The organism is Stenotrophomonas sp. YJH_SMC_81, from assembly GCF_059370875.1.
In genome coordinates this window covers 325,142-349,641 of sequence record NZ_JCAFUB010000001.1, presented here as the reverse complement: position 1 = coordinate 349,641, position 24,500 = coordinate 325,142, and the positions used below count along the sequence as shown (strand labels likewise).

The window sequence follows — 24,500 nt, the reverse complement described above, 5'->3', positions numbered from 1 at the left end:
AAGCCAAATCGGCTCTGGGTTTCTGCGTGTTGGGCGGCGCGGCGTGGGTTGGCAGGACACGCCGTGAACCCGTCCTTGGGGGCTCGATGGCGCCATCCATGGCGCCAACGGTCCTGCCAACCCACACCGCCCCGCCTTCGACGGTTTCCCGGTGGCGGTGGGTAGGTGTCGACCGTGGTCGACGCGGTAGATCCACGCCATGCGTGGATGAGATCTGTCAGATCGAAGTGGGGCAGGGCACCCGGAATGCCGCTTTTGCTCTTGCTCTTCTTTTTTCTTTCCGTGGCGGGCGGAACCGTCGGAATGTGTCAGAGGCCGGGCGGGCGGGGATGACGGGGGTGTTCGCGGCAACCATGCCGCGGCCAAGCCCCAGATCCAGCCGGGCTCTCCGCGACCAACCCGACCCCCGCCACGAGGGGCTGCGCCGTTGGCTGAAAACCCATGTAACCGCTTACACAGAAACGGATTTTTGCCGTAGCGGGTATCATGACCGGCTGACTTCACACAGGAGCCACCCGCTCATGCGCCGCAAGATCGTCGCCGGAAACTGGAAGCTGCACGGCAGCCGTCAATTCGCCAATGAACTGCTGGAGCAGGTGGCCGCCGGGCTGCCGCTGGAGGGCGTGGACGTGGTGATCCTGCCGCCGCTGCCGTACCTGGGCGAGCTGGTCGAGGACTTCGGCGCGACCGGCCTGGCCTTTGGTGCACAGGACGTCAGCAGCAACGAGAAGGGCGCCTACACCGGCGAGGTCTGCGCAGCCATGCTGGTCGAGGTCGGGGCCCGCTATGGCCTGGTCGGCCACTCCGAACGCCGCCAGTACCACCATGAAAGCAGCGAGCTGGTCGCGCGCAAGTTCGCCGCCGCCCAGCATGCTGGCCTGGTCCCGGTGCTGTGCGTGGGCGAGACCCTGGAACAGCGGGAGGCCGGGCAGACCGAAACGGTCATCGCCAGCCAGCTGGCGCCGGTACTGGAACTGGCCGGTGCGGCCGGTTTCGCCAGCGCCGTGGTCGCCTACGAGCCGGTCTGGGCCATCGGCACCGGCCGTACCGCCAGCAAGGAGCAGGCGCAGCAGGTGCACGCGTTCATCCGTGGCGAAGTCGCGCGTATCGATGCTAGAATCGCCGATTCACTGCCCATTGTTTACGGCGGTAGCGTGAAGCCCGACAATGCCGGGGAACTGTTCGCGCAGCCGGATGTCGATGGTGGGCTGGTCGGCGGCGCCTCCCTGGTGGCCGCGGACTTCCTGGCCATCGCACGGGCGGCGGCCGCGAACTAATCCTAGAAGTATTGTCCGAGGGCGGTTTCCAATGCTGATGTTGATCCTCAATGTCGTCTACGTGCTGGTCGCTGTGGCCATGATCGCGCTGATCCTGATGCAGCGTGGCTCGGGTGCGGCGGCAGGTTCGGGCTTTGGTGCCGGTGCCTCGGGCACGGTGTTCGGTGCGCGTGGCGCCTCGAACTTCCTGTCCAAGTCGACCAAGTGGCTGGCTGTCGTGTTCTTTGGCATCAGCCTCTTCATGGCCTGGTATGCCGGTCACGGCACCCGTCCGGCGGCCGACCAGGATCTGGGTCTGATGTCCGCCCCGGCAGCGACCGCTCCGGCGGCGCCGGCGGGCGAGCTGCCGGCCGTCCCGAAGGCCGATGCGGTCCCGGCAGCCCCGGTTCCGGCCGCCAATGTGCCGGCTCAGGCGGAATCTTCGGTTTCTGGTGAAGAAAAGCCTTCGGAAGGCTCCCAGAAAGACTGAAGCCGGTTACAATACGCGGCGCATCGGAAAGATAGTCTGATGTGATCGTTTGCCCAGGTGGCGGAATTGGTAGACGCACTACCTTGAGGTGGTAGCGACGCAAGTCGTAGGGGTTCGAGTCCCCTCTTGGGCACCATTTGTAAGTAAAGCGGGTTCGTCTGGCGCGCAAGGCGCCAGGCAGGTTCCCGTCCACTCCCCCATGCCAAAGCGCCTGCAGGCGCAGCGGCAGAGGCAAGAGAGAATCGCTGTGCTGGCCGAATATTTGCCGTCTCTGCTGTTTCTGATCGTTGCCACCGGTATCGGCGTTACGCTGATGCTGGTTGGTCGATTCCTCGGTCCCCGCCGCCCCGATCTGGAAAAGCTGTCGCCGTATGAGTGCGGCTTCGAAGCCTTCGAAGACGCGCGCATGAAGTTCGACGTGCGCTACTACCTGATCGCGATCCAGTTCATCGTCTTCGACCTGGAAATCATCTTCATCGTGCCGTGGACCCAGGTCTTCATGGAACTGGGCGCCCGTTCGCTGGTCACCATGGGCCTGTTCGTCGGCATGCTGTTCCTCGGTTTCATTTACGTCTGGAAGAAGGGAGCGCTGGAATGGGAGTGATTCAGACTCTCGATGGCCTCATGAACAATCCGTCGCCGGAAGGCCGGGTTGATGACATCCTGCGGCCGGAAGGCGACAACCCGCTGCTGGAAAAGGGCTTCGTCACCACCAGCGTCGACGCACTGCTGAACTGGGCGCGCACCGGCTCGATGTGGCCGATGACCTTCGGCCTGGCCTGCTGCGCCGTCGAGATGATGCACGCCGGCGCCGCGCGCCTGGACCTGGATCGCTACGGCGTGGTGTTCCGCCCGTCGCCGCGTCAGTCCGACGTGATGATCGTGGCCGGTACCCTGGTCAACAAGATGGCCCCGGCGCTGCGCAAGGTCTACGACCAGATGCCGGACCCGAAGTGGGTCATCTCGATGGGTAGCTGCGCCAACGGTGGCGGCTACTACCACTACTCCTATTCTGTGGTGCGCGGCTGTGATCGCGTGGTGCCGGTGGACGTCTACGTCCCGGGCTGCCCGCCGACCGCCGAGGCGCTGGTGTACGGGATCCTGCAGCTGCAGAAGAAGATCTGGCGTACACAGACCATCGCCCGCTGACCCCTTCACCTGACTAGAGCGCGCCAAGCCCCCATGGCAGAGCAAGCATCCTTCATCGACCGACTCTCCGCACGTTTCGCTGGTGCGAAGGTCATCGTGGTCGAACCCCGCGGCGAAGTGACGCTGGAAGTGCCTGCCGCCGAGTGGCACGCCACCGCCCTGGCGCTGCGTGACGAGTTTGGTTTCGAGCAGGCCGTGGATCTGTGCGGCGTCGACTACCTCGGTTATGGCTCCGACGAATGGGACACCGCCGATGTGTCCTCGCAGGGCTTCAGCCGAGGCGTCGAAGGCAAGGCCCAGGGCCGCTTCGCGTGGGGCGAGTTCCCCACCGAGGAAAACGGTGCCGACGGTGCCCGCCCGCAGCACATGCCGACCCAGCGCTTCGCCGTGGTCGCGCAGCTGCGTTCCTACCAGCACAACCTGATGATGCACCTGCGCTGCTTCGCTCCTGACGAAGCGCTGCCGGTGGTGTCCTCGCTGACCAGTATCTGGCCGGGCCTGAACTGGTTCGAGCGCGAGGCGTTCGACCTGTACGGCGTGATCTTCGAAGGCCACCCGGACCTGCGCCGGATCCTGACCGACTACGGTTTCGTCGGCCATCCGTTCCGCAAGGACTTCCCGCTGATCGGCAATGTCGAAGTCCGCTACGACGAAGAGAAGAAGCGCGTGATCTACGAACCGGTCACCTCGGTGGAGCCGCGTGTCGGCGTGCCGCGCGTGATCCGCGACGACGCCCGTCTGCAGACCGCAGAAGGTGAGCGCGCGCAGGAGGCAGTGAAGTGAGCCACGTACACCAGGCCGGCGAAGCATTCGCCAGCAACGCCGCCGAGAGCCGGCAGGAAATCCGCAACTACACCATGAACTTCGGCCCGCAGCATCCGGCCGCTCACGGTGTGCTGCGCCTGATCCTGGAAATGGACGGTGAAACCATCATGCGCGCCGACCCGCACGTGGGTCTGCTGCACCGTGGTACCGAAAAGCTGGCCGAGTCCAAGCCGTTCAACCAGTCGATCGGCTACATGGATCGACTGGACTACGTGTCGATGATGTGCAACGAGCACGCCTACGTACGCGCGATCGAGACCCTGATGGGCATCGAGGCGCCGGAGCGTGCCCAGTACATCCGCACCATGTACGATGAAATCACCCGCATCCTCAACCACCTGATGTGGCTGGGCTCCAACGCGCTCGACCTGGGCGCGATGGCGGTGATGCTGTACGCCTTCCGCGAACGCGAAGAGCTGATGGACTGCTACGAAGCGGTTTCCGGCGCGCGCATGCACGCGGCGTACTACCGTCCGGGCGGTGTCTACCGCGACCTGCCGGACCACATGCCGAAGTACAAGGAATCGCGCTGGCACAAGGGCAAGGCGCTGAAGCAGCTCAATGCTTCGCGCGAGGGTTCGCTGCTGGACTTCCTGGAGAACTTCACCGTCGAGTTCCCCAAGCGCATCGACGAATACGAAACCCTGCTGACCGACAACCGCATCTGGAAGCAGCGTACCGTCGGCATCGGCGTGGTCACTCCCGAACTGGCCCACCAGTGGGGCATGACCGGCGTGATGCTGCGCGGTTCGGGCATTGCCTGGGACCTGCGCAAGAAGCGTCCGTACGCCAAGTACGATGCCGTCGATTTCGACATCCCGCTGGGCAAGGAAGGCGACTGCTACGACCGCTATCTGGTCCGCGTTGCCGAAATGCGCGAATCCAACCGCATCATCAAGCAGTGCGTGGCGTGGCTGAAGGCCAACCCGGGCCCGGTGATGGTGAAGAACTTCAAGGTCGCTCCGCCCAGGCGCGAGGACATGAAGGACGACATGGAAGCGCTGATCCACCACTTCAAGCTGTTCAGCGAAGGCTACTGCGTGCCGGCCGGCGAGACCTACTCGGCGGTGGAAGCCCCGAAGGGCGAATTCGGCTGCTACCTGGTCTCCGATGGCGCCAACAAGCCGTTCCGCGTGCACCTGCGTGCGCCGGGCTTCGCCCACCTGTCCTCGATCGATTCGGTCGTGCGCGGCCACATGCTGGCTGACGTGGTGGCGATGATCGGCACCTACGACCTGGTGTTCGGCGAGGTTGACCGGTAATGCCGTCCGCCACGCCAACGCCCGCTGCAGGCAGCCGGCGCAAGCCGGCGCCGCAGTTTCTGGAATTTCACGTTATGCATTTCGCTGAGGTCGGCCGATGAAGGCGACAGGTAATTTCGAGGCGGCGCGCGACGTCGACCCGATGGTGGTGCTGAGCGACAAGACCCGCGCTCACATCGATCACTGGCTGTCCAAGTTCCCGCCGGACCGCAAGCGCTCTGCCGTGCTGCAGGGCCTGCATGCGGCCCAGGAGCAGAACCAGGGCTGGCTGACCGACGAACTGATCGCCGGCGTGGCCAAGTACCTGGACCTGCCACCGGTGTGGGCCTACGAGGTCGCCAGCTTCTACTCGATGTTCGAGACCGAGAAGGTGGGCCGCAACAACGTGGCCATCTGCACCAACATCAGCTGCTGGCTCAATGGCGCCGAGGACATCGTGCGCCATTGCGAGAAGAAGCTGGGCATCAAGCACGGTGAATCGACCCCTGACGGCCGCGTCTACCTCAAGCGCGAGGAAGAGTGCCTGGCCGGCTGCGGTGGCGCGCCGATGATGGTCATCAACGGTCACTACCATGAGCGTCTGACCCTGGAAAAGGTCGACGAGCTGCTGGACGGGCTGGAGTAAGGGCATGGCACATCACCACGAATCCAAGGGTCCGGTCGGCCCCGCGCCGCTGCCGCACCAGGTGGTCTATACCACCCTGCATTACGACACCCCGTGGTCGTACGAAAGCTACCTGAAGACCGGTGGCTACGCTGCCCTGCGCAAGATCCTCGAAGAGAAGATCACGCCGGAGCAGGTCATCGAGATGGTCAAGGCCTCGGGCCTGCGCGGCCGCGGTGGCGCCGGCTTCCCGACCGGCCTGAAGTGGTCGTTCATGCCCAAGGGCAACATGCAGAAGTACATCCTCTGCAACTCGGACGAATCCGAGCCGGGCACCTGCAAGGATCGCGACATCCTGCGCTACAACCCGCATTCGGTCGTGGAAGGCATGGCGATCGCCTGCTACGCCACCGGTTCGACCGTGGGCTACAACTACCTGCGCGGTGAATTCCACCACGAGCCGTTCGAGCACTTCGAGCAGGCCCTGGCCGACGCCTATGCGAACGGCTGGCTGGGCAAGAACATCCTCGGCAGCGGCGTGGACATCGACATCTACGGCGCGCTGGGCGCCGGCGCGTACATCTGCGGCGAAGAAACCGCGCTGATGGAATCGCTGGAAGGCAAGAAGGGCCAGCCGCGCTACAAGCCGCCGTTCCCGGCCAACTTCGGCCTGTACGGCAAGCCGTCGACGATCAACAACACCGAAACCTACGGTTCGGTGCCGGCGATCATCCGCAACGGCCCGGAGTGGTTCAAGGGCCTGAGCCTGACCGCCAACGGTGGCCCGAAGTGCTTCTCGGTGTCCGGCTGCGTGCAGAACGGCGGCAACTTCGAAGTGCCGCTGGGCACCACCTTCGACGACCTGCTGGAAATGGCCGGTGGCCTGCGTCCGGGCCGCAAGCTCAAGGGCGCGATCCCGGGCGGCGTGTCGATGCCGGTGCTGACCGCGGCCGAGCTGAAGGGCCTGCCGATGGACTACGACACCATCCGTGCGCTGGGCTCCGGCCTGGGCTCGGGTGCGATCGTCGTGCTCGACGACAGCGTCTGCTGCGTCAAGTTCGCCTGCCGCATCAGCCAGTTCTTCCACAAGGAATCCTGCGGCCAGTGCACCCCGTGCCGTGAAGGCACCGGCTGGATGCACCGCGTGCTGGAGCGCATCGTCGCCGGCAAGGCCACGATGGAAGACCTGCACCAGCTGAAGGCAGTGGCCGGGCAGATCGAAGGCCACACCATCTGTGCGTTCGGCGAAGCGGCTGCATGGCCCATCCAGGGCTTCCTGCGCCAGTTCTGGGACGAGTTCGAGTACTACATCGTCAACGGTCATTCGATGGTTGACGGCAAGAAGGTGGAGGCAGCCGCTGCATGAGCGCGCAACCCGTAAATCCGAGCGTCCCACCCGATCACGTCACCATCGAGATCGATGGCAAGTCGCTGGTCGTGCCCAAGGGCTCGATGATCATCCAGGCGGCCGACAAGGCCGGCATTCCGATTCCGCGCTTCTGCTATCACGAGAAGCTGCCGATCGCCGCCAACTGCCGCATGTGCCTGGTGGACGTGGAGAAGTCGCCGAAGCCGGCGCCGGCCTGTGCCACCCCGGTGATGGACGGCATGAAGGTCGCCACCCGCAGCGAAAAGGCGCTGAAGTTCCAGCGCTCGGTGATGGAGTTCCTGCTCATCAACCACCCGCTGGACTGCCCGATCTGTGATCAGGGCGGCGAGTGCGAGCTGCAGGACGTGTCGCTGGGCTATGGCCGTTCGGTCAGCCGCTTCAACGAGCGCAAGCGCGTGGTGCCTGACGAGGACATGGGTCCGCTGGTTGCCACCGAGATGACCCGCTGCATCCAGTGCACCCGCTGCGTCCGCTTCACCGCCGACGTTGCCGGTACCTACGAACTGGGTGGCATGTACCGCGGTGAGAACCTGCAGATCGGTACCTTCGACGGCAAGCCGCTGACCACCGAGCTGTCCGGCAACGTCGTCGACGTCTGCCCGGTCGGCGCGCTGACCAACAAGGTGTTCCAGTTCCGCGCCCGCCCGTGGGAACTGACCGCGCGCGAGTCGCTGGGCTATCACGACGCGATGGGTTCGAACCTGTTCCTGCACGTGCGTCGCGGCGAAGTGCTGCGCACCGTGCCGCGCGACAACGAAGCCGTGAACGAGTGCTGGCTGTCCGACCGTGACCGCTACTCGCACCAGGGCCTGTACAGCGAAGACCGTGCGGTCAAGCCGCTGCGCAAGGTCAACGGCGAGTGGAGGGAAGTGAGCTGGGCCGAAGGCCTGGCCGCGGCCGCCGAAATCCTCAAGGCCAACCAGGGCGACAACCTGGGCTTGCTGGTGCACCCGTCGACCTCGAACGAGGAAGGCGCACTGCTGGCCCGCCTGGCCAAGGGCCTGGGCTCGGGCAACATCGACCACCGCATCAACAACCGCGATTTCTCCGACGCCGCAACCGCCGAAGTGTTCGGCCTGCCGCTGGCCGAGATCGAGGGCGCCGACCGCATCGTGGTCCTGGGCAGCAACATCCGCCACGAACTGCCGCTGCTGCACGCTCGCCTGCGCAAGGCGCAGACCACCAAGGGCGCGAAGATCCACGTCGTCAATCCGGTGGACTTCGACTTCGCCTTCAGTGTCGCCGGCAAGCAGATCGTTGCCCCGTCGAAGTTCGTCGACGCGCTGGCCAACGCCGAGCTGCGTTCGGCAGTGCAGGGCGGCAACAACACCGTGCTGATCGTTGGTGGCATCGCCGAGAACCACCCGCAGGCTGCCGCGATCCGCGCTGCCGCGCGTGACTTCGCTGCCGCTACCGGTGCCAAGCTGTGCCGCATCCCGCAGGGCGCCAACGCCGTTGGCCTGACCCGCGCCGGCGTGCTGCCGGCTGGCAAGGACGTCGCCGCGATGCTGGCGCAGCCGCGCCAGGCCTACGTGGTGTACGGCCTTGAGCCGGGCCTGGACTTCGCCGACGCCCCGGCCGCCCGCAAGGCGCTGGCCGGTGCGCAGGTGGTGGCCTTCAGCCAGTTCGCCTGCGCCTCGACCCGCGACGTTGCCGACGTGATCCTGCCGATCGGTGCGCTGCCGGAAATCGATGCCACCCTGACCAACCTCGATGGTCGCGAGCAGTCGGCCCGTGCCGGCGGCAAGCTGCCGGGCGAGGCCCGCGAAGGCTGGCGCGTGCTGCGCGCACTGGGCGGCGACATGGCCCTGGCCGGTTTCGACTTCACCGACCTGGCCGGCCTGCGTGCCAGCCTGGCCCCGGTGTCGGTCACCGTCGCTGCTTCGGCGCAGCCGGCAGTTGCCGGTGAAGGCCTGGAAGTGGCTTCGACCGCCGCGATCTACCGCACCGATGCGGTGGTCCGTCGCGCGCCGGCACTGCAGTCGCATCCGCTCAACAACGCCCCGCGCATCGTGCTGAACGCAGAAGATGCCGCTCGCCTGCAGCTGCAGGAAGGGCAGATGGCCAAGGTCGGCACCGACGCCGGCAAGGCCACCCTGCCGGTGGTGGTCGACGCCCGCGTCGCTGCGGGTTCGGTCTGGATTGAATCGGGCCACGGCGCGACCGCGCCGCTGGGTGCCGCTCGCGTATCGGTGGTGGCTGCATGAACGAATTGCTGTTGAACGCGGTCGACCCGCTGCACCAGTGGCTGCTGGGCCTCGGTGACATCGGCGCGCTGATCTGGATCATCCTGAAGATCCTGGTGATCGCCGTGCCGGTGATCATCTCGGTGGCCTTCTACGTGGTCTGGGAACGCAAGCTGATCGGCTGGATGCACGTCCGCCACGGCCCGATGTACGTGGGCATGGGCATCTTCCAGGCCTTCGCCGACGTCTTCAAGCTGCTGTTCAAGGAAGTGGTCCAGCCGAGCAGCGCCAACAAGGCGATCTATCTTCTGGCCCCGCTGATCACCCTGGCCCCGGCCTTCGCGGCCTGGTCGGTGGTGCCCTTCGATTCGCAGATCGTGCTGTCCAATGCCAACGCCGGCCTGCTGTACCTGCTGGCGATGACCTCGCTGGGCATCTACGGCATCATCCTGGCCGGTTGGGCATCGAACTCGAAGTACGCGTTCCTGGGTGCCATGCGCGCCTCGGCGCAGATGATCAGCTACGAAATCGCCATGGGCTTCGCCCTGGTCGGTGTGATGATCGCCGCCGGCAGCCTGAACCTGAGCAACATCGTCGCTGCGCAGGCCGGCAGTTCCGGCTTCTTCGACTGGTTCCTGCTGCCGCTGTTCCCGCTGTTCGTCATCTACTGGGTGTCGGGCGTGGCTGAAACCAACCGCGCGCCGTTCGACGTGGTGGAAGGCGAATCGGAAATCGTTGCCGGCCACATGGTCGAGTACTCCGGCGGTGCGTTCGCCCTGTTCTTCCTGGCCGAATACGCGAACATGATCCTGATCAGCTTCCTGATCTCGATCTTCTTCCTCGGCGGCTGGCTGAGCCCGGTCCAGGGCTGGGTCGATTTCGGCAATGTCTCGCCGCTGGTCGACTGGATCTGGAAGGGCGGTGCACCGTGGTTGTTCGTCAAGGTGTTCTTCTTCGCCAGTGCCTACATCTGGTTCCGTGCCAGCTTCCCGCGCTTCCGCTATGACCAGATCATGCGCCTGGGCTGGAAGGTCTTCATCCCGCTGGCCATTCTGTGGATCGCGGTTACCGCCGTCATGGTGTTCTTCGGCGTGATTCAAAAGGGCGTCTAAGTGATGAACAGGATTACCCATTACTTCAAGAGCCTGCTGCTGCTCGAACTGCTGGCCGGCCTCTGGCTGACGCTGAAGTACAGCTTCAAGCCGAAGTACACGATGATGTACCCGATGGAGAAGTTCCCGCAGTCGCCGCGCTTCCGCGGCCTGCACGCCCTGCGCCGTTATCCCAACGGCGAAGAGCGCTGCATTGCCTGCAAGCTGTGTGAAGCGGTGTGCCCGGCGCTGGCCATCACCATCGACTCGGCCAAGCGCGAGGACGGCACCCGCCGCACCACCCGCTACGACATCGACCTGTTCAAGTGCATCTTCTGCGGCTTCTGCGAAGAAAGCTGCCCGGTGGACTCGATCGTCGAAACCCACATCCTCGAGTACCACTTCGAGAACCGTGGGGAAAACATCGTTACCAAGCCGCAGCTGCTGGCCCTTGGCGACCGTCTCGAGTCCGAGATCGCCGAGCGTCGTGCCGCCGATGCCGCTTACCGCTGAGGTCGAGAGATGGATTGGGTAAATATCGCTTTCTGGGTGTTCGCCATCGCGGCAACGGTTTCGGCCGGTGCGGTGATCAGCGTGCGCAACCCGGTTCACGCCGTGCTCTGCCTGGTGCTGACCTTCTTCTCCATTGCCTGCGTGTGGCTGCTGGTGGGCGCCGAGTTCCTCGGCGTGGCGCTGGTGCTGGTCTACGTTGGCGCGGTGATGGTGCTGTTCCTGTTCGTGGTGATGATGCTGGACATCGACCCCACCAAGCTGCGTGAGGGCTGGGTGCGCTACCTGCCGGTCGGCCTCATTGTGGCGGTGGCGATGCTGGCGCAGATGCTGATCCTGATCGGCGTCAAGGCACGCTCGGTCACGCCGTTCCCGGCCGACAACGCCGCTGCGGTCGCCGCCGACAGTTCCAACATCACCTGGCTGGCACGCACGCTGTTCACCGAGTACCTGCTGCCGTTCGAGTTCGCCGCCGTCATCCTGACCGTGGCCGTGGTTGCCGCCGTGATGTTGACCCTGCGCCGCCGTACCGGCGTCAAGAGCCAGAACCCGGGCGAGCAGACCATGGTCAAGGCCGGCCAGCGCCTGCGCATGGTCAAGATGGGTGCCGAAGCACCGGTCGTGCACAGCAACAGCAAGCCGGCCACCGGCGAGGAGACCCAGCCGTGATTACCCTTGGCCACATCCTTGCGCTTGGCGCGGTGCTGTTCGCCATCAGCCTGGCCGGCATCTTCCTCAACCGGAAGAACGTCATCGTCCTGCTGATGTCGATCGAACTGATGCTGCTGTCGGTGAACATCAACTTCGTCGGCTTCTCGCGCCAGCTGGGCGATCCGTCCGGCCAGCTGTTCGTGTTCTTCATCCTGACCGTCGCCGCCGCGGAAGCCGCCATCGGCCTGGCGATCCTGGTGACCCTGTTCCGTACCCGCCGCACGATCAATGTCGGCGAAGTCGATTCGTTGAAGGGCTGATCCACAGATGGAAATCACTCTCTCCAAGAGTCTGTTGATCGCAGTGGTGCTCGCACCGCTGTTCGGCAGCATCATCGCCGGCCTGTTCGGTCGCCAGGTCAAGCGCTTCGGCGCGCAGACCATCACCATCCTCGGCGTCGCGGTGGCCTGCGGCCTGTCGATGTACACGTTCTACCAGTTGATGTGGGGCGGCGCGCAGCCGTTCAACCAGAACATCTACACGTTCTTCGAAGTCGGCCAGTACTCGGCCCACGTCGGCTTCATGGTCGACAAGCTGACCGCGATGATGATGGTGGTGGTGACCTTCGTGTCGCTGCTGGTCCACATCTACACGATCGGCTACATGCAGGACGATCCGGGCTACCAGCGGTTCTTCAGCTACATCTCGCTGTTCACGTTCTCGATGCTCACCCTGGTGATGAGCAACAACTTCCTGCAGCTGTTCTTTGGCTGGGAAGCGGTGGGCCTGGTGTCGTACCTGCTGATCGGCTTCTGGTTCAAGCGCCCGACCGCGATCTTCGCCAACATGAAGGCGTTCCTGGTCAACCGCGTCGGTGACTTCGGCTTCCTGCTCGGCATCGCCGGCGTGCTGTGGGTGTTCGGCACCCTGGACTACTCGCAGGTGTTCTCGCAGGCCGGCATGCTGGCCGACCCGCGCGCCCAGCTGCAGATCTGGGACGGCACCCTCCTGGGCATGCAGCTGCTGAACGAGCCGGTGATCTGGTCGATCGCCACCGTCATCTGTATCTGCCTGTTCATCGGTGCCATGGGCAAGTCGGCCCAGGTCCCGCTGCACGTGTGGCTGCCCGACTCGATGGAAGGCCCGACCCCGATCTCGGCACTGATCCACGCCGCGACGATGGTGACCGCCGGCATCTTCATGGTCACCCGCATGTCGCCGCTGTTCGAGCTGTCGCAGACCGCGCTGAATTTCGTGCTGTTCATCGGTGCCACCACCGCCTTCTTCACTGGCCTGATCGGCATCGTGCAGAACGACATCAAGCGCGTCGTCGCGTACTCCACGCTGTCGCAGCTGGGCTACATGACGGTTGCACTGGGCGTGTCGGCCTACTCGGCAGCCGTGTTCCACCTGATGACCCACGCCTTCTTCAAGGCGCTGCTGTTCCTGGGTGCCGGCTCGGTCATCATTGCCATGCACCACGAGCAGGACATGCGCAAGATGGGTGGCCTGCGCAAGTACATGCCGATCACCTTCATCACCATGTGGATCGGTACGCTGGCACTGGTGGGTACGCCGTTCTTCTCCGGCTTCTACTCGAAGGACACCATCATCGAGGCCGCCGAGCTGCACGCGCACCTGTCCAACAACTGGGTGGCCACCTACGGCTACTGGGCAGTGCTGGGTGGCGTGATCGTCACCAGCTTCTACAGCTTCCGCCTGCTGTTCCTGACCTTCCACGGCAAGGAGCGTTTCCGCGACGTGCATCATGACGATCATGGTCACGGCCATGACGATCACCACGCCGCCGACGCCCACCACGGCGATGCGCATCACGATGACCACGGCCATGGCCACGGTCCGCATGAGCCGCACGAAACCCCGTGGGTGGTGACCCTGCCGCTGATCCTGCTGGCCATCCCGTCGATCGCCATCGGTTTCTTCAGCATCGGTCCGATGCTGTACGGCACCGACTGGGCCGGCCACCATGCCCACGATGCCATCAAGGGCCAGGCGCATACGTTCTTCACCGGCATCGTCGACTTCTACGATCCGGCCAAGAACACCATCGGCTTCCTGGGTGAGGAGTTCCACGGCCCGGTCGCCTTCGCGCTGCACGGCATGATGGCTCCGGCGTTCATGCTGACCGTCGCGGGCTTCCTGCTGGCCGTACTGTTCTACCTGTGGAAGCCGGACCTGTCGGGCAAGGCGCGCAAGGCCTTCGCTCCGCTGGTGTCGGTGCTGGAAAACAAGTACGGCTTCGACAAGCTGTGGATCGATGGCTTTGCCGGTGGCAGCGTCAAGCTGGGCAAAGTCTCGCGCTGGATCGACAGCAACATCGTCGACGGCGTGGTCAATCTCTCGGCACGTGTTGTGGACGTCGCAGCCGGCGTGCTGCGTCGTACCCAATCCGGTTTCCTCTATCACTACGCCTTCGCGATGATCATCGGCCTGATTGCCCTGCTGGGCGTGCTGATGCATTACCTGCGTTGATGACCTGTACGGAATAAGAAGACGTGTCGAACTGGCCTCTACTCAGTGTCCTCATCTGGCTGCCGATCATCGGTGGCGCCCTGATCCTCGCGATCCGTGATGCGCAGACCGCCCGCTGGGCGTCGCTGGGCGTAGCGGTGCTGACGTTCGTGGCGAGCCTCTCGCTGCTGAGCGGCTACAACGCGGGCATCGACGGTCTGCAGTTCGTCGAGACCCATGCGTGGATCCCGGCGTACAAGATCGGCTACAACCTGGGCGTGGACGGCATTGCCGTGGCGCTGATCCTGCTGACCACCCTGGTCAGCGTGCTTGCCCTGATCGGCGCCTGGAGCGCCATCGACAAGCGCGTGAACCAGTACGTGGCGGCCTTCCTGATCCTGGAAGGCGTCACGGTCGGTATCTTCGCGGCGACGGACGCGATGCTGTTCTACGTGTTCTTCGAAGCCATGCTGATCCCGATGTTCCTGATCATCGGTGTCTGGGGCGGCCCGCGCCGCATCTACGCTGCGCTGAAGTTCTTCCTGTACACCTTCCTCGGCTCGGTGCTGATGCTGGTGGCGTTGATCTACCTGTACATGAAGGGCGGCAGCTTCCAGCTGGCCGACCTGTATGCACTGCCGCTGTCGGCCAAGGAACAGACCTGGATCTTCTTCGCGTTCCTGATCGCCTTCGCGGTCAAGGTGCCGATGTTCCCGGTCCATACCTGGCTGCCGGACGCCCACGTGGAAGCGCCGACCGCCGGTTCGGTGATCCTGGCCGCCATCGCCCTGAAGATCGGTGGCTATGGCTTCCTGCGCTTCAACCTGCCGATCGTCCCGGACGCTTCGCAGGAATGGGCCTGGCTGGTGATCGCGCTGTCGTTGATCGCAGTGATCTACGTTGGCCTGGTCGCCCTGGTGCAGGACGACATGAAGAAGCTGATCGCCTATTCGTCGATCGCGCACATGGGCTTCGTCACCCTGGGCACCTTCATTGCCCTGTGGCTGGTGCGTGAAGCCGGCAACGCCGATGCCGCCCGCCTGGGCCTGCAGGGCGCCATGGTGCAGATGATCTCGCACGGCTTCGTGTCCGGCGCTATGTTCTCCTGCGTCGGCGTGCTGTACGACCGCATGCACAGCCGCCGCATCGCCGATTACGGCGGCGTGGTCAACGTGATGCCGTGGTTCGCCACCTTCGCCATGCTGTTCTTCATGGCCAACGCGGGCCTGCCCGGTACCAGCGGTTTCGTCGGCGAGTTCATGGTCATCCTCTCGGCCTTCCAGCGTAATCCGTGGATCGCGCTGGGCGCGGCCACCACCCTGATCATCGGCGCCGCCTACACCCTGTGGCTGTACAAGCGCATCTTCTTCGGTGAAGTGGCCAACAGCCATGTTGCCGAACTGAAGGACATCAACGGCCGCGAATGGCTGGTGCTGGGCGTGTTCGCCATCGGCGTGCTGGCCCTGGGCATCTATCCCAAGCCGCTGACCGACCTGATGGAGCCCTCGATCGCGAAGCTGGCGATGCAGATCGCATCCAGCAAGCTGCTGTAATTCCAGGATTTGATGATGACCACCTCGCCGCTGCTGCCATTGACCGCCGCTGACCTGCCACCGCTCGCTCCCGAGCTGGTGCTGATCGGCAGCGCCTTCGCCCTGATGATCCTCGACCTGTTCGTCAGCAACCGGAACAAGATCGTCACCCACCTGTTCTCGCTCGCTGCGCTGGCCGTGGTGCTGTTCATGCTGGCCACCGGCGTGGGCGGGCAGGGCGAGGTCTTCCATGGCATGTTCGTGCGCGATACCGCCGCGGACGTGATGAAGACCGGGATCGTGCTGCTCAGCGGCCTGACCCTGGTCTATGGCTGGCGTTATCTGCGTGACCGCAACCTGTTCCAGGGCGAGATCCCGGTGCTGATCCTGTTCGGCACCGCCGGCATGATGATCCTGGTGTCGGCCGGCAGCCTGCTGATGGTCTACCTGGGCCTGGAACTGCTGGCGCTGTGCTCCTACGCCCTGGTCGCCAGCAACCGCGAAAACGGCCTGGCCTCGGAAGCGGCGATGAAGTACATCGTGCTCGGCTCGCTGGCCTCTGGCCTGCTGCTGTACGGCATGTCGCTGATCTACGGTGCTACCGGCAGCCTGCACCTGGACGTCATCCGTGACGCCATCCCGCACTCGGAAGAGCGCGTGCTGCTGATCACCGGTGCGGTGTTCATGATCGCCGGCGTCGCCTTCAAGCTGGGTGCGGCACCGTTCCACATGTGGCTGCCGGACGTGTACCAGGGTGCCCCGGCACCGATCGCGCTGTTCATCAGCTCGGCGCCGAAGCTGGCCGCCTTCGGCATGGCCTACCGCCTGCTGGAAATGGGCGTGGGCCCGCTGTCGACGGAACTGCAGCTGCTGATCGCCGGCCTGGCCGCAGTCTCGTTGGTCATCGGCAACCTGATGGCCATCGCGCAGAGCAATCTCAAGCGCATGCTGGCGTTCTCCACCGTTTCGCACATCGGCTTCCTGCTGATGGGCATCGCCGGTGGTGGCGCACAGGGCTATGCCGCTGCGCTGTTCTACGCACTGGCCTACGCCATCATGTCGACCGCCGCCTTCGGCGCGATCATCGCGCTGTCGCGTGCCGGCTTTGAAGCCGAGAACATCGAGGACTTCAAGGGCCTCAATGCCCGCAACCCGTGGATGGCAGGCCTGGTGCTGTGCATCATGGCGTCGCTGGCCGGCATCCCGCCGTTCCTGGGCTTCTGGACCAAGCTGGCGGTGCTGGGCGCGGCCGTCAACGGCGGCCTGCTGTGGCTGGCCATCCTGGGCGTGCTGTGCGCCGTGGTCGGCTGCTTCTACTACCTGCGCGTCATCAAGGTCATGTACTTCGATGAGCCGGTGGGCGAGGCCATGCCGCGCAACAACGACCGCGTGCTGGGTGTGGTGCTGGGCGTCAATGCCCTGGCGCTGCTGGCCCTGGGCCTGGCCTGGAACCCGATCATGGTCTGGTGCCAGCAGGCATTTGCGCATCTTGCATAAAAGTTGACACAAAGCTGCGCGATTCGTGTAATATGCGCAGCCTGAGTTGTCACTGCAGCGGTTCAGCCAGAACATCGTTGCGGTAGCCCTCCTCGAAAGAGCAGGGCAGCAGTTCAAGCACTTCCGGTGCGGGGTGGAGCAGTCTGGCAGCTCGTCGGGCTCATAACCCGAAGGTCGCAGGTTCAAATCCTGCCCCCGCTACCAACTTCGGATCGGCGCCAACCGATTTGATGAATGAGGGAAAGCTTGCAGTTTTTGGAGCCATCGCTCATAATTCCGCTTCTGATGCGGGGTGGAGCAGTCTGGCAGCTCGTCGGGCTCATAACCCGAAGGTCGCAGGTTCAAATCCTGCCCCCGCTACCAAGTAAGGAGATCGCCTTCGAAGTCCCGCTTCGAGGGCGTTTTTCTTTGGGCGGGTTCCGTTCTTGCAGAGTCGAGCCATGCTCGACTTCCGGTATGGAAAAGGGATCTGACCCGGCCCCGCACCTTGCACCAGCGCGGTGCAGCCGCTATCATCAGCGGCCTAGCAGTACCCCTGAAGGCGGCCTCCCAGCGGGAGTCCGGACCCGGAAGGAGGGCCGCGACCGGCAGGCAATGCAGGTTGCAACCGGAATCCAGTCACCGGAGTCTTTCCGGAAAAGGGGCCCAACGGGCCCTTTGTCGTTTCCGGGGCGTCATGTTTCCACGCCGGCCAAGGCCGGCACCCAACCATAGAGATCAAGGCAGGCTGTGAGCGACAAGGCAACCGACATCGCGAATCTGCTCGCCCCGACCGTTGTGTCGCTGGGCCTGGAGCTGCTGGGCGTTGAGTATCTGCCGGCCCCCGGCGGTGCGACCCTGCGCCTTTACATCGACGTGCCGCTGGCTGAACAGCCCGAGCGCATCATCAATGTCGACGACTGCGAGCGGGTCAGCCGCGAAGTCTCGGCGCAGCTGGACGTCGAAGACCCGATCAGCGGCAATTACACGCTGGAAGTGTCCTCGCCGGGCGTGGACCGCCCGCTGTTCAACCTGGAGCAGTTCGGCCGCCACCAGGGTGAATCGGCCAAGGTGACGCTGAAGCTGCCGCAGGACAACCGTCGTCGCCTGCAGGGCCGCATCGAAGCGATCGACGAGGCCGCGGGCACCATCACCTTCATCGTCGACAAGGCTGAAGTGGTCGTGTCGGCCGACAACATCGACAAGGCACGGATCATGCCCGACTGGGTGGCGCTGGGGCTGGCCCCGAGCAAGCCGACCGGTCCGGCACCGAAGCGTCCGAAGCCGAACACGAATTCTTCTTCCAACGAGCCGGCGGCAAAGAAGCCGCGCGCGGAGTGAGCCAATGAGCAAGGAACTGTTGCTGGTAGTCGACGCAGTCGCCAACGAGAAGGGCGTGCCGCGTGAAGTGATCTTCGATGCCATCGAGGCCGCCCTGGCCTCGGCAGCGAAGAAGCGCTATCCCGAGGAGGAAGTGCTGACCCGCGTGGTCATCGACCACAAGGATGGCAGCTACGAAACCTTCCGCCGCTGGGAAGTGGTGGCTGATGACGTGGTCATGGAATCCCCGGATCGCCAGATCCGCCTGATGGACGCCGTCGACGAGGCCGAAGGCGTCGAGGTCGGCGACTACATCGAAGAGCAGATCGAGAACCCGGACTTCGGCCGCATCGCTGCCCAGGCCGCCAAGCAGGTCATCGTCCAGCGCGTGCGCGAAGCCGAGCGCCAGCAGGTCGTGGATGCATGGAAGGATCGCGTGGGTGAGCTGATCACCGGTGTGGTCAAGCGCGCCGAGCGCGGCAACATCTACGTCGACCTCGGTGGCAATGCCGAAGGCTTCATTCCGAAGGACAAGGGCATTCCGCGCGACGTGCTGCGTGCCGGCGACCGCGTGCGCGGCTACCTGGCCGAAGTGCGCTCGGAGCCGCGTGGCCCGCAGCTGTTCATCAGCCGCGCCGCGCCGGAGTTCATGATCGAGCTGTTCAAGCTGGAAGTGCCGGAAGTCGGCCAGGGCCTGGTCGAAATCAAGGCCTGCGCCCGCGATCCGGGCGACCGCGCCAAGATCGCCGTGCTGGCCCACGACCAGCGCACCGATCCGATCGGTGCCTGCATCGGCATGCGCGGTTCGCGCGTGCAGGCCGTGTCCAACGAGCTCAATGGCGAGCGCGTGGACATCGTGCTGTGGAACGACAACCCGGCCAACTTCGTCATCAACGCGATGGCGCCGGCCGAAGTGCAGTCGATCATCGTCGATGAGGACAAGCACTCGATGGACCTGGCCGTTGCCGAAGACCGCCTGGCCCAGGCGATCGGCAAGGGCGGCCAGAACGTGCGCCTGGCCAGCCGCCTGACCGGCTGGCAGCTCAACGTGATGACCCAGGACCAGGTCACTGCCAAGTCGGAGGCCGAGCAGGCTGCCGCCCGCCAGCTGTTCATGGACAAGCTGGAAGTGGACGAGGAAATCGCCGGCATCCTGGTCAGCGAAGGCTTCGGCACCGTCGAGGAAATCGCATATGTCCCGGTCGGCGAACTGCTGGCCGTGGAAGGTTTCGACGAGGACATCGTCGAAGAGCTGCGCGCTCGTGCCCGCGATGCGCTGCTCAATGAGGCCCTGGCAGTCGAGGAAGGCCTTGAAGACGGCCAGCCGGCGCAGGACCTGCTGTCCCTGAAGGGCATGGACGAAGCCACCGCATATGCGCTGGCCGGCCACGGCGTGCGTACCAGCGAGGACCTGTCCGACCTGGCCGCCGACGAGGTCATGGACTTCGGCATCGAAGGACTGGATCAGGCGCGCGCCGCTGCGCTGATCCTGGCCGCCCGTGCCGAGGAGATCGCCCGACTGGAACGCGGCGAATGAGCCGGCAATGAACAGGGCCCTGAGCCGCTCAGGGCGTAGAATCCGCGCCACCTCCAGATGCGGGGGGGCGCCCACAAGATCATAGGATCCGAATGTCGCAGCAAACCACCATCCGCAAGCTTGCCGAACTGGTCAACACGCCGGTCGAAAAACTGCTGGAACAGCTGGCCGGTGCCGGCATGAAGTTCAGCGGTCCCGACCAGGTCGTGACCAGCTCCGAGAAGGTAAAGCTCCTGGGCTTCCTTCGTCGTTCGCACGGCAAGCCCGAGCAGGCCCCGGAAGAGACCGATCAGTCTGCGAAGAAGATCACGCTCAACCGCCGGAAGCAGCAGGAAGTGACGGTCAATTCCGGTCGCAGCAAGACGACCGTGAATGTCGAGGTGCGCCAGAAGCGTACCTACGTCAAGGATGGTGCTCGCGCCATGACGCCGGACGAAGAGCGCGCCGACATCCTGCGCAAGCTGGAAGAGTCGCGTGCGCGCAACCTCGCCGAACAGCAGGCCCTGGCCGAGAAGGATCGTCTGCGCGACGAGGCCATCGTCCGTGCCCGTGAGGAAGAGGCCGCCGCCAAGGAACGCGCCGAAGCCGAGAAGAAGGCTGCCGAGGAAGCTGCGGCTGCGGCCAAGGCGGCCGAGGCACTGGCCGCCAGCAAGCCCAAGCGTGCTCCGATCGACGAAACCGCGCCGCGCCCGCCGCGCGCCCCGGCCGCCGCCCCGGCTGCGCCGCGTGGTGCTCCGCCGCCGCCGCCGCGCAACGACGAGCGCAACAACCGCAGCGCGCCGCGCAACGAGCGTGGCCCGGGCGACCGCTTCGCCGGCCAGATGCACCTGTCGGCCGCCGATCGTGCGCGTCGCGGCAACAGCAACAACAGCAATTCGCGTGGACGTCCGGGTGGCCGCAACCAGTCCGGTGGCCGTCGCGACATGTCGCGTGGTGGCAACAATGCCGGCCCGCACGCGTTCGAACGCCCGACCGCCCCGGTCGTGCGTGAAGTCGCGATCGGCGAGACCATCACCGTGGCCGACCTGGCGCAGAAGCTCGCGCTGAAGGGCGGCGAGGTGGTGAAGGCGCTGTTCAAGATGGGCGTGATGGCAACCATCACCCAGTCCATCGACCACGACACCGCTGCGCTGGTGACCGAAGAACTCGGCCACAAGGCGATCCGTGCCAACGACAACGATGCCGAAGACGCGCTGCTTGCTTCGACCGGTGAAAACCAGGGCGAAGCCGTGCAGCGCCCGCCGGTGGTCACCATCATGGGTCACGTCGACCACGGCAAGACTTCGCTGCTGGACTACATCCGCCGCACCAAGGTTGCCCACGGCGAAGCCGGCGGCATCACCCAGCATATCGGTGCCTATCACGTCGAAACGCCCAAGGGCGTCATCAGCTTCCTGGATACCCCGGGCCACGCCGCGTTCACCTCGATGCGTGCCCGCGGCGCCAAGCTGACCGACATCGTGGTGCTGGTGGTTGCTGCCGACGACGGCGTCATGCCGCAGACCAAGGAAGCGATCCAGCACGCCCGTTCGGCGGGTGTGCCGCTGATCGTGGCGATCAACAAGATCGACAAGTCCGGTGCCGATCCGATGCGGGTCAAGAACGAGCTGCTCTCCGAGCAGGTCGTGGCCGAAGAGTTCGGTGGTGACATCCAGATGGTGGAGATCTCGGCCAAGACCGGCCTGGGCATCGACGACCTGCTGGACGCGGTGTCGGTGCAGGCCGAACTGCTGGAACTGAAGGCCGTCGACGAAGGCCGCGCCTCGGGCGTGGTGATCGAATCGTCGCTGGACAAGGGCCGCGGCCCGGTCGCTACGGTGCTGGTGCAGCAGGGCCGCCTGAAGAAGGGCGACTACCTGGTGTGCGGTATCCAGTACGGCCGCGTGCGTGCGCTGTTCGACGAAACCGGCAAGCAGCCGGAGTTCGCCGGCCCGTCGATCCCGGTGCAGGTCCTGGGCCTGTCCGGTGTGCCGGAAGCCGGAGACGACTTCGTGGTGGTCGAGGACGAGCGCCTGGCCAAGGATGTTGCGCAGCAGCGTGAGACCAAGCGCCGTGAGTCGCGCCTGGTCGCCACCGCTGGCAGCCGCATGGAAGACATCATGGCGACCCTGGGCAAGGGCGAGGGCCAGCAGGTCCTCAACCTGGTCATCAAGGCCGACGTGCAGGGTTCGGTGCAGGCCCTGAGCCAGGCACTGGTCGCGCTGTCCAACGAAGACATCCGCATCAACGTGATCCACTCCGGCGTCGGCGGCATCACCGAATCGGACGCCAACTCGGCGGCTGCTTCGAAGGCCACCGTCATCGGCTTCAACGTGCGTGCGGATGCTTCGGCCCGCCGCATCATTGAATCCAACGGCGTCGACCTGCGTTACTTCTCGATCATCTATGACGTGATCGATCAGGTGAAGCAGGTGGCATCCGGTCTGCTGGGCGTGGAGATCCGCGAAGAGATCATCGGTATCGCCGAGGTCCGCGACGTCTTCCGCAGCTCCAAGCTGGGCGCCGTTGCCGGCTCGATGGTCATCGAGGGCGTGGTCAAGCGCAACAAGCCGATCCGCGTGCTGCGCGACAGCGTGGTGATCTTCGAGGGCGAGCTGGAATCGCTGCGTCGCTTCAAGGAGAACGTCGAGGAAGTCCGCAACGGTACCGAATGCGGTATCGCGGTGAAGGCCTACAACGACGTCAAGCCGGGCGACCAGATCGAGTGCTTCGAGCGTATCGAAGTGCCGCGCACCCTGTAATGCTGCAAGGTGGCCCGACCAACGGTCGGGCCCTACCATGTACCTGTAGCGCCCGGCCGTTGGTCGGGCGACAATCGAATCAAAGGTAGTGCCCGACCGTTGGTCGGGCGACAACTGAACCAAGAGCTCCTCGTGCCCAAGACTTTCCATCGAACCGACCGTGTCTCCGCCCAGCTGCGCCGTGAGCTCGGCACCCTGGTGCACAACGCCGTGCGCGAGCACGGGTTGCCCTCGGTGAGCGTGTCCGACGTGGAAATCACCCGCGACATGGCCCATGCCAAGGTGTTCGTCACCGCGCTGATGCCGGAACGCTCGGCTGAAGCCGTGGCCGGCCTGAAGGAGCTGGGTTACCGCCTGCGCATGGATCTGGCCCGCGCGATGAAGCTGCGCCACGTGCCGGAGCTGCATTTCCACTACGACGATTCGGTCGACCGTGGTGAGCACATCGACAACATCCTGCGCGACCTGCCCGATACGCTGGCCGCGGAGAAGCGTCGCGAGAGCGACGAAGAATAAGCTAGCGCCGGGCCCATGCCCGGCGTCTTTCCATTCCGGCAACGCGATGCCTGTGCGGGCCGCGCCGCTGCAGCCGAGCATGGCTCGGCTCTACAACATCCTGTCATGACCCGAATTCAGTTCCGCCGCCTGGATGGCATCCTGCTGCTCGACAAGTCGACCGGCATGAGCTCCAACGCCGCCCTGCAGGTGGCGCGCCGCCTGTTCCGTGCCCAGAAGGGCGGCCACACCGGCAGCCTCGACCCGTTGGCCACCGGCCTGCTGCCGCTATGCTTCGGCGAGGCAACCAAGATCGCCGGCCTGCTGCTGGGTTCGGCCAAGGCGTACGATGCCGAGATCGTGCTCGGCCAGACCACGGATACCGATGATGCCGAGGGCCAGGTACTGCTGCAGCGCCCGGTGCCGGCGATCAGCGCCGAGGCCCTGCAGGCTGCGCTGGCGCCACTGACGGGGAACATCCGCCAGCGGGCTCCGATCTATTCGGCGCTGAAGCAGGGCGGTGAACCGTTGTATGTGAAGGCCCGCCGCGGCGAGGCCATCGAGGCCCCGGAGCGCGAGGTCCAGGTGCACGCCATCGAGGTACTCGAGCAGCAGCCGGAACGGCTGCGGCTGCGCGTGACCTGTGGCTCCGGCACCTACATCCGCAGCCTGGCACGCGACCTCGGCGAACGCCTGGGCTGTGGCGCCCATATCAGTGCGCTGCGCCGGCTGTGGGTCGAGCCGTTCCGTGAACCGGTGATGGTCACCCTGGACCAGCTGCGGGTGATGGCTGAGGCCGGCGACGAGGCGGGCATGGACGCGCTGCTGCTGCCGCTGGCGGCTGGCCTGGCCGAGTATCCGCGGGTCGACCTCGACGCCGCCCAGGCTCACCGTTTCTGCGTCGGCCAGCGCCAGCGTGACATGTCCTGGCCGCATGGCCTGGTGGCCGTGTTCGGTCCGGACGATGCTGTCCAGGGCCTGGGCCAGGTCGACGACAGTGGCCTGCTGGCCCCGCAGCGCCGTTTCAACCTCTGACCGGGGCAGGGTGGTTCAGCCCCGGTCCTTGTCCCGGAAGCCCCTGGCCGTTACAATTTCGCGGCCGTTTTCCGGCAACCTGCCTCGCGCAGGTTTCATCCTCGTAGTCCACGGCGAGCCTGGCGGTGCGCGAAGCGCGTTCCTGCCGGCCACGCATCACAGAGAAAAAAGAAATGTCGATCGACACCCAGAAGGTCATTGAAGACAACAAGCGCAGCGCCGCTGACACCGGCTCCCCGGAAGTCCAGGTTGCCCTGCTGACCGCCCGCATCGAACTGCTGACCGGCCACTTCAAGACCCACAAGAAGGATCACCACAGCCGCCGCGGCCTGCTGCAGATGGTCAACCGCCGTCGCAGCCTGCTCGACTACCTGAAGAAGAAGGACGTCGAGCGTTACAAGGCCCTGATCGAAAAGCTTGGCCTGCGTCGCTAAGCAACGAATCCCCCGCGGCGCAGCGATGCGCCGCGGTTTTGTTT

The 24,500-nt window shown here is 65.0% G+C and carries 22 protein-coding genes and 3 tRNA genes; all 25 read left to right on the top strand.

The window, feature by feature from the left end; genetic code table 11:
• Nucleotides 1-521: 521 nt before the first annotated feature.
• The 25 genes from tpiA (at nt 522) to rpsO (ending at nt 24,456) form a co-directional block, all read left to right on the top strand.
• Nucleotides 522-1,277: a triose-phosphate isomerase gene (tpiA, locus tag AC5P8U_RS01680; protein WP_072168490.1), complete on the top strand. Its 756-nt coding sequence runs from the start codon at nt 522-524 to the stop codon at nt 1,275-1,277.
• Nucleotides 1,278-1,308: 31 nt separating this feature from the next.
• On the top strand, nt 1,309-1,746 hold the full coding sequence (gene secG / locus AC5P8U_RS01675) for a preprotein translocase subunit SecG (protein ID WP_049415231.1): 438 nt from the start codon (nt 1,309-1,311) through the stop codon (nt 1,744-1,746).
• A 51-nt stretch (nt 1,747-1,797) separates the two neighbouring features.
• Nucleotides 1,798-1,882, top strand: a tRNA-Leu gene (locus AC5P8U_RS01670).
• A gap of 111 nt (nt 1,883-1,993) precedes the next feature.
• A complete protein-coding gene (locus tag AC5P8U_RS01665; RefSeq protein ID WP_005417937.1) occupies nt 1,994-2,350 on the top strand; it encodes an NADH-quinone oxidoreductase subunit A in 357 nt (118 codons plus the stop codon).
• Nucleotides 2,341-2,895, top strand: coding sequence for a NuoB/complex I 20 kDa subunit family protein (locus AC5P8U_RS01660; RefSeq protein ID WP_005417936.1), 555 nt, complete (start codon nt 2,341-2,343; stop codon nt 2,893-2,895). The genes AC5P8U_RS01665 and AC5P8U_RS01660 overlap by 10 nt, the downstream gene beginning before the upstream one ends.
• 33 nt (nt 2,896-2,928) lie before the next feature.
• Nucleotides 2,929-3,678, top strand: coding sequence for an NADH-quinone oxidoreductase subunit C (locus AC5P8U_RS01655; RefSeq protein WP_010486428.1), 750 nt, complete (start codon nt 2,929-2,931; stop codon nt 3,676-3,678).
• Nucleotides 3,675-4,982 (top strand): NADH-quinone oxidoreductase subunit D, encoded by a 1,308-nt coding sequence (locus tag AC5P8U_RS01650; protein WP_005417935.1) that lies wholly within the window; start codon nt 3,675-3,677, stop codon nt 4,980-4,982. The genes AC5P8U_RS01655 and AC5P8U_RS01650 overlap by 4 nt, the downstream gene beginning before the upstream one ends.
• Nucleotides 4,983-5,079: 97 nt before the next feature.
• The gene (nuoE, locus tag AC5P8U_RS01645) at nt 5,080-5,607 is read left to right on the top strand and encodes an NADH-quinone oxidoreductase subunit NuoE (protein ID WP_005410460.1); all 528 of its coding nucleotides are present in this window, start codon (nt 5,080-5,082) and stop codon (nt 5,605-5,607) included.
• Nucleotides 5,608-5,611: 4 nt separating this feature from the next.
• On the top strand, nt 5,612-6,952 hold the full coding sequence (gene nuoF, locus AC5P8U_RS01640; protein ID WP_072168489.1) for an NADH-quinone oxidoreductase subunit NuoF: 1,341 nt from the start codon (nt 5,612-5,614) through the stop codon (nt 6,950-6,952).
• Nucleotides 6,949-9,183 (top strand): NADH-quinone oxidoreductase subunit NuoG, encoded by a 2,235-nt coding sequence (gene nuoG, locus AC5P8U_RS01635; protein WP_111007443.1) that lies wholly within the window; start codon nt 6,949-6,951, stop codon nt 9,181-9,183. Before nuoF ends, nuoG begins: the two co-directional genes overlap by 4 nt.
• Complete coding sequence (gene nuoH / locus AC5P8U_RS01630) at nt 9,180-10,274, top strand: NADH-quinone oxidoreductase subunit NuoH (RefSeq protein WP_072168488.1); 1,095 nt, start codon at nt 9,180-9,182, stop codon at nt 10,272-10,274. The genes nuoG and nuoH overlap by 4 nt, the downstream gene beginning before the upstream one ends.
• 3 nt (nt 10,275-10,277) lie before the next feature.
• Nucleotides 10,278-10,766, top strand: coding sequence for an NADH-quinone oxidoreductase subunit NuoI (nuoI, locus tag AC5P8U_RS01625; RefSeq protein ID WP_005417924.1), 489 nt, complete (start codon nt 10,278-10,280; stop codon nt 10,764-10,766).
• A 9-nt stretch (nt 10,767-10,775) separates the two neighbouring features.
• Entirely contained in the window at nt 10,776-11,432 is a 657-nt protein-coding gene (locus tag AC5P8U_RS01620) for an NADH-quinone oxidoreductase subunit J (RefSeq protein ID WP_005417923.1), read from the top strand.
• The gene (nuoK, locus tag AC5P8U_RS01615; RefSeq protein ID WP_005417921.1) at nt 11,429-11,734 is read left to right on the top strand and encodes an NADH-quinone oxidoreductase subunit NuoK; all 306 of its coding nucleotides are present in this window, start codon (nt 11,429-11,431) and stop codon (nt 11,732-11,734) included. The genes AC5P8U_RS01620 and nuoK overlap by 4 nt, the downstream gene beginning before the upstream one ends.
• 7 nt (nt 11,735-11,741) lie before the next feature.
• The gene (gene nuoL / locus AC5P8U_RS01610) at nt 11,742-13,907 is read left to right on the top strand and encodes an NADH-quinone oxidoreductase subunit L (protein WP_227836937.1); all 2,166 of its coding nucleotides are present in this window, start codon (nt 11,742-11,744) and stop codon (nt 13,905-13,907) included.
• Nucleotides 13,908-13,930: 23 nt separating this feature from the next.
• Nucleotides 13,931-15,439, top strand: a complete 1,509-nt coding sequence (locus AC5P8U_RS01605; RefSeq protein WP_005410452.1) for an NADH-quinone oxidoreductase subunit M — start codon at nt 13,931-13,933, stop codon at nt 15,437-15,439.
• 15 nt (nt 15,440-15,454) lie between these two features.
• Nucleotides 15,455-16,915, top strand: a complete 1,461-nt coding sequence (gene nuoN, locus AC5P8U_RS01600; protein WP_049415243.1) for an NADH-quinone oxidoreductase subunit NuoN — start codon at nt 15,455-15,457, stop codon at nt 16,913-16,915.
• A gap of 127 nt (nt 16,916-17,042) precedes the next feature.
• A tRNA-Met gene (locus AC5P8U_RS01595) sits at nt 17,043-17,119 on the top strand.
• Nucleotides 17,120-17,201: 82 nt separating this feature from the next.
• Nucleotides 17,202-17,278: transfer RNA gene (locus AC5P8U_RS01590), tRNA-Met, on the top strand.
• 366 nt (nt 17,279-17,644) lie between these two features.
• A complete protein-coding gene (rimP, locus tag AC5P8U_RS01585) occupies nt 17,645-18,235 on the top strand; it encodes a ribosome maturation factor RimP (RefSeq protein ID WP_005417913.1) in 591 nt (196 codons plus the stop codon).
• 4 nt (nt 18,236-18,239) lie between these two features.
• Nucleotides 18,240-19,751, top strand: a complete 1,512-nt coding sequence (gene nusA / locus AC5P8U_RS01580; RefSeq protein WP_005417911.1) for a transcription termination factor NusA — start codon at nt 18,240-18,242, stop codon at nt 19,749-19,751.
• Nucleotides 19,752-19,843: 92 nt separating this feature from the next.
• Nucleotides 19,844-22,492, top strand: coding sequence for a translation initiation factor IF-2 (gene infB, locus AC5P8U_RS01575; protein WP_053499259.1), 2,649 nt, complete (start codon nt 19,844-19,846; stop codon nt 22,490-22,492).
• A 132-nt stretch (nt 22,493-22,624) separates the two neighbouring features.
• The gene (gene rbfA / locus AC5P8U_RS01570; RefSeq protein ID WP_005410447.1) at nt 22,625-23,008 is read left to right on the top strand and encodes a 30S ribosome-binding factor RbfA; all 384 of its coding nucleotides are present in this window, start codon (nt 22,625-22,627) and stop codon (nt 23,006-23,008) included.
• Nucleotides 23,009-23,113: 105 nt separating this feature from the next.
• Nucleotides 23,114-24,022, top strand: coding sequence for a tRNA pseudouridine(55) synthase TruB (truB, locus tag AC5P8U_RS01565; RefSeq protein ID WP_072169119.1), 909 nt, complete (start codon nt 23,114-23,116; stop codon nt 24,020-24,022).
• A gap of 173 nt (nt 24,023-24,195) precedes the next feature.
• A complete protein-coding gene (gene rpsO, locus AC5P8U_RS01560) occupies nt 24,196-24,456 on the top strand; it encodes a 30S ribosomal protein S15 (RefSeq protein WP_005417886.1) in 261 nt (86 codons plus the stop codon).
• Nucleotides 24,457-24,500 lie beyond the last annotated feature (44 nt).

What these genes read in the sequence shown, in the direction of transcription:
- tpiA (WP_072168490.1), top strand. Translation starts at nt 522, where the DNA reads ATGCGCCGCAAGATCGTCGCCGGAAACTGGAAGCTGCACGGCAGCCGT.
- secG (WP_049415231.1), top strand. Translation starts at nt 1,309, where the DNA reads ATGCTGATGTTGATCCTCAATGTCGTCTACGTGCTGGTCGCTGTGGCC.
- AC5P8U_RS01660 (WP_005417936.1), top strand. Translation starts at nt 2,341, where the DNA reads ATGGGAGTGATTCAGACTCTCGATGGCCTCATGAACAATCCGTCGCCG.
- AC5P8U_RS01655 (WP_010486428.1), top strand. Translation starts at nt 2,929, where the DNA reads ATGGCAGAGCAAGCATCCTTCATCGACCGACTCTCCGCACGTTTCGCT.
- nuoE (WP_005410460.1), top strand. Translation starts at nt 5,080, where the DNA reads ATGAAGGCGACAGGTAATTTCGAGGCGGCGCGCGACGTCGACCCGATG.
- nuoF (WP_072168489.1), top strand. Translation starts at nt 5,612, where the DNA reads ATGGCACATCACCACGAATCCAAGGGTCCGGTCGGCCCCGCGCCGCTG.
- nuoG (WP_111007443.1), top strand. Translation starts at nt 6,949, where the DNA reads ATGAGCGCGCAACCCGTAAATCCGAGCGTCCCACCCGATCACGTCACC.
- nuoH (WP_072168488.1), top strand. Translation starts at nt 9,180, where the DNA reads ATGAACGAATTGCTGTTGAACGCGGTCGACCCGCTGCACCAGTGGCTG.
- nuoI (WP_005417924.1), top strand. Translation starts at nt 10,278, where the DNA reads ATGAACAGGATTACCCATTACTTCAAGAGCCTGCTGCTGCTCGAACTG.
- AC5P8U_RS01620 (WP_005417923.1), top strand. Translation starts at nt 10,776, where the DNA reads ATGGATTGGGTAAATATCGCTTTCTGGGTGTTCGCCATCGCGGCAACG.
- nuoL (WP_227836937.1), top strand. Translation starts at nt 11,742, where the DNA reads ATGGAAATCACTCTCTCCAAGAGTCTGTTGATCGCAGTGGTGCTCGCA.
- nuoN (WP_049415243.1), top strand. Translation starts at nt 15,455, where the DNA reads ATGACCACCTCGCCGCTGCTGCCATTGACCGCCGCTGACCTGCCACCG.
- nusA (WP_005417911.1), top strand. Translation starts at nt 18,240, where the DNA reads ATGAGCAAGGAACTGTTGCTGGTAGTCGACGCAGTCGCCAACGAGAAG.
- infB (WP_053499259.1), top strand. Translation starts at nt 19,844, where the DNA reads ATGTCGCAGCAAACCACCATCCGCAAGCTTGCCGAACTGGTCAACACG.
- truB (WP_072169119.1), top strand. Translation starts at nt 23,114, where the DNA reads ATGACCCGAATTCAGTTCCGCCGCCTGGATGGCATCCTGCTGCTCGAC.
- rpsO (WP_005417886.1), top strand. Translation starts at nt 24,196, where the DNA reads ATGTCGATCGACACCCAGAAGGTCATTGAAGACAACAAGCGCAGCGCC.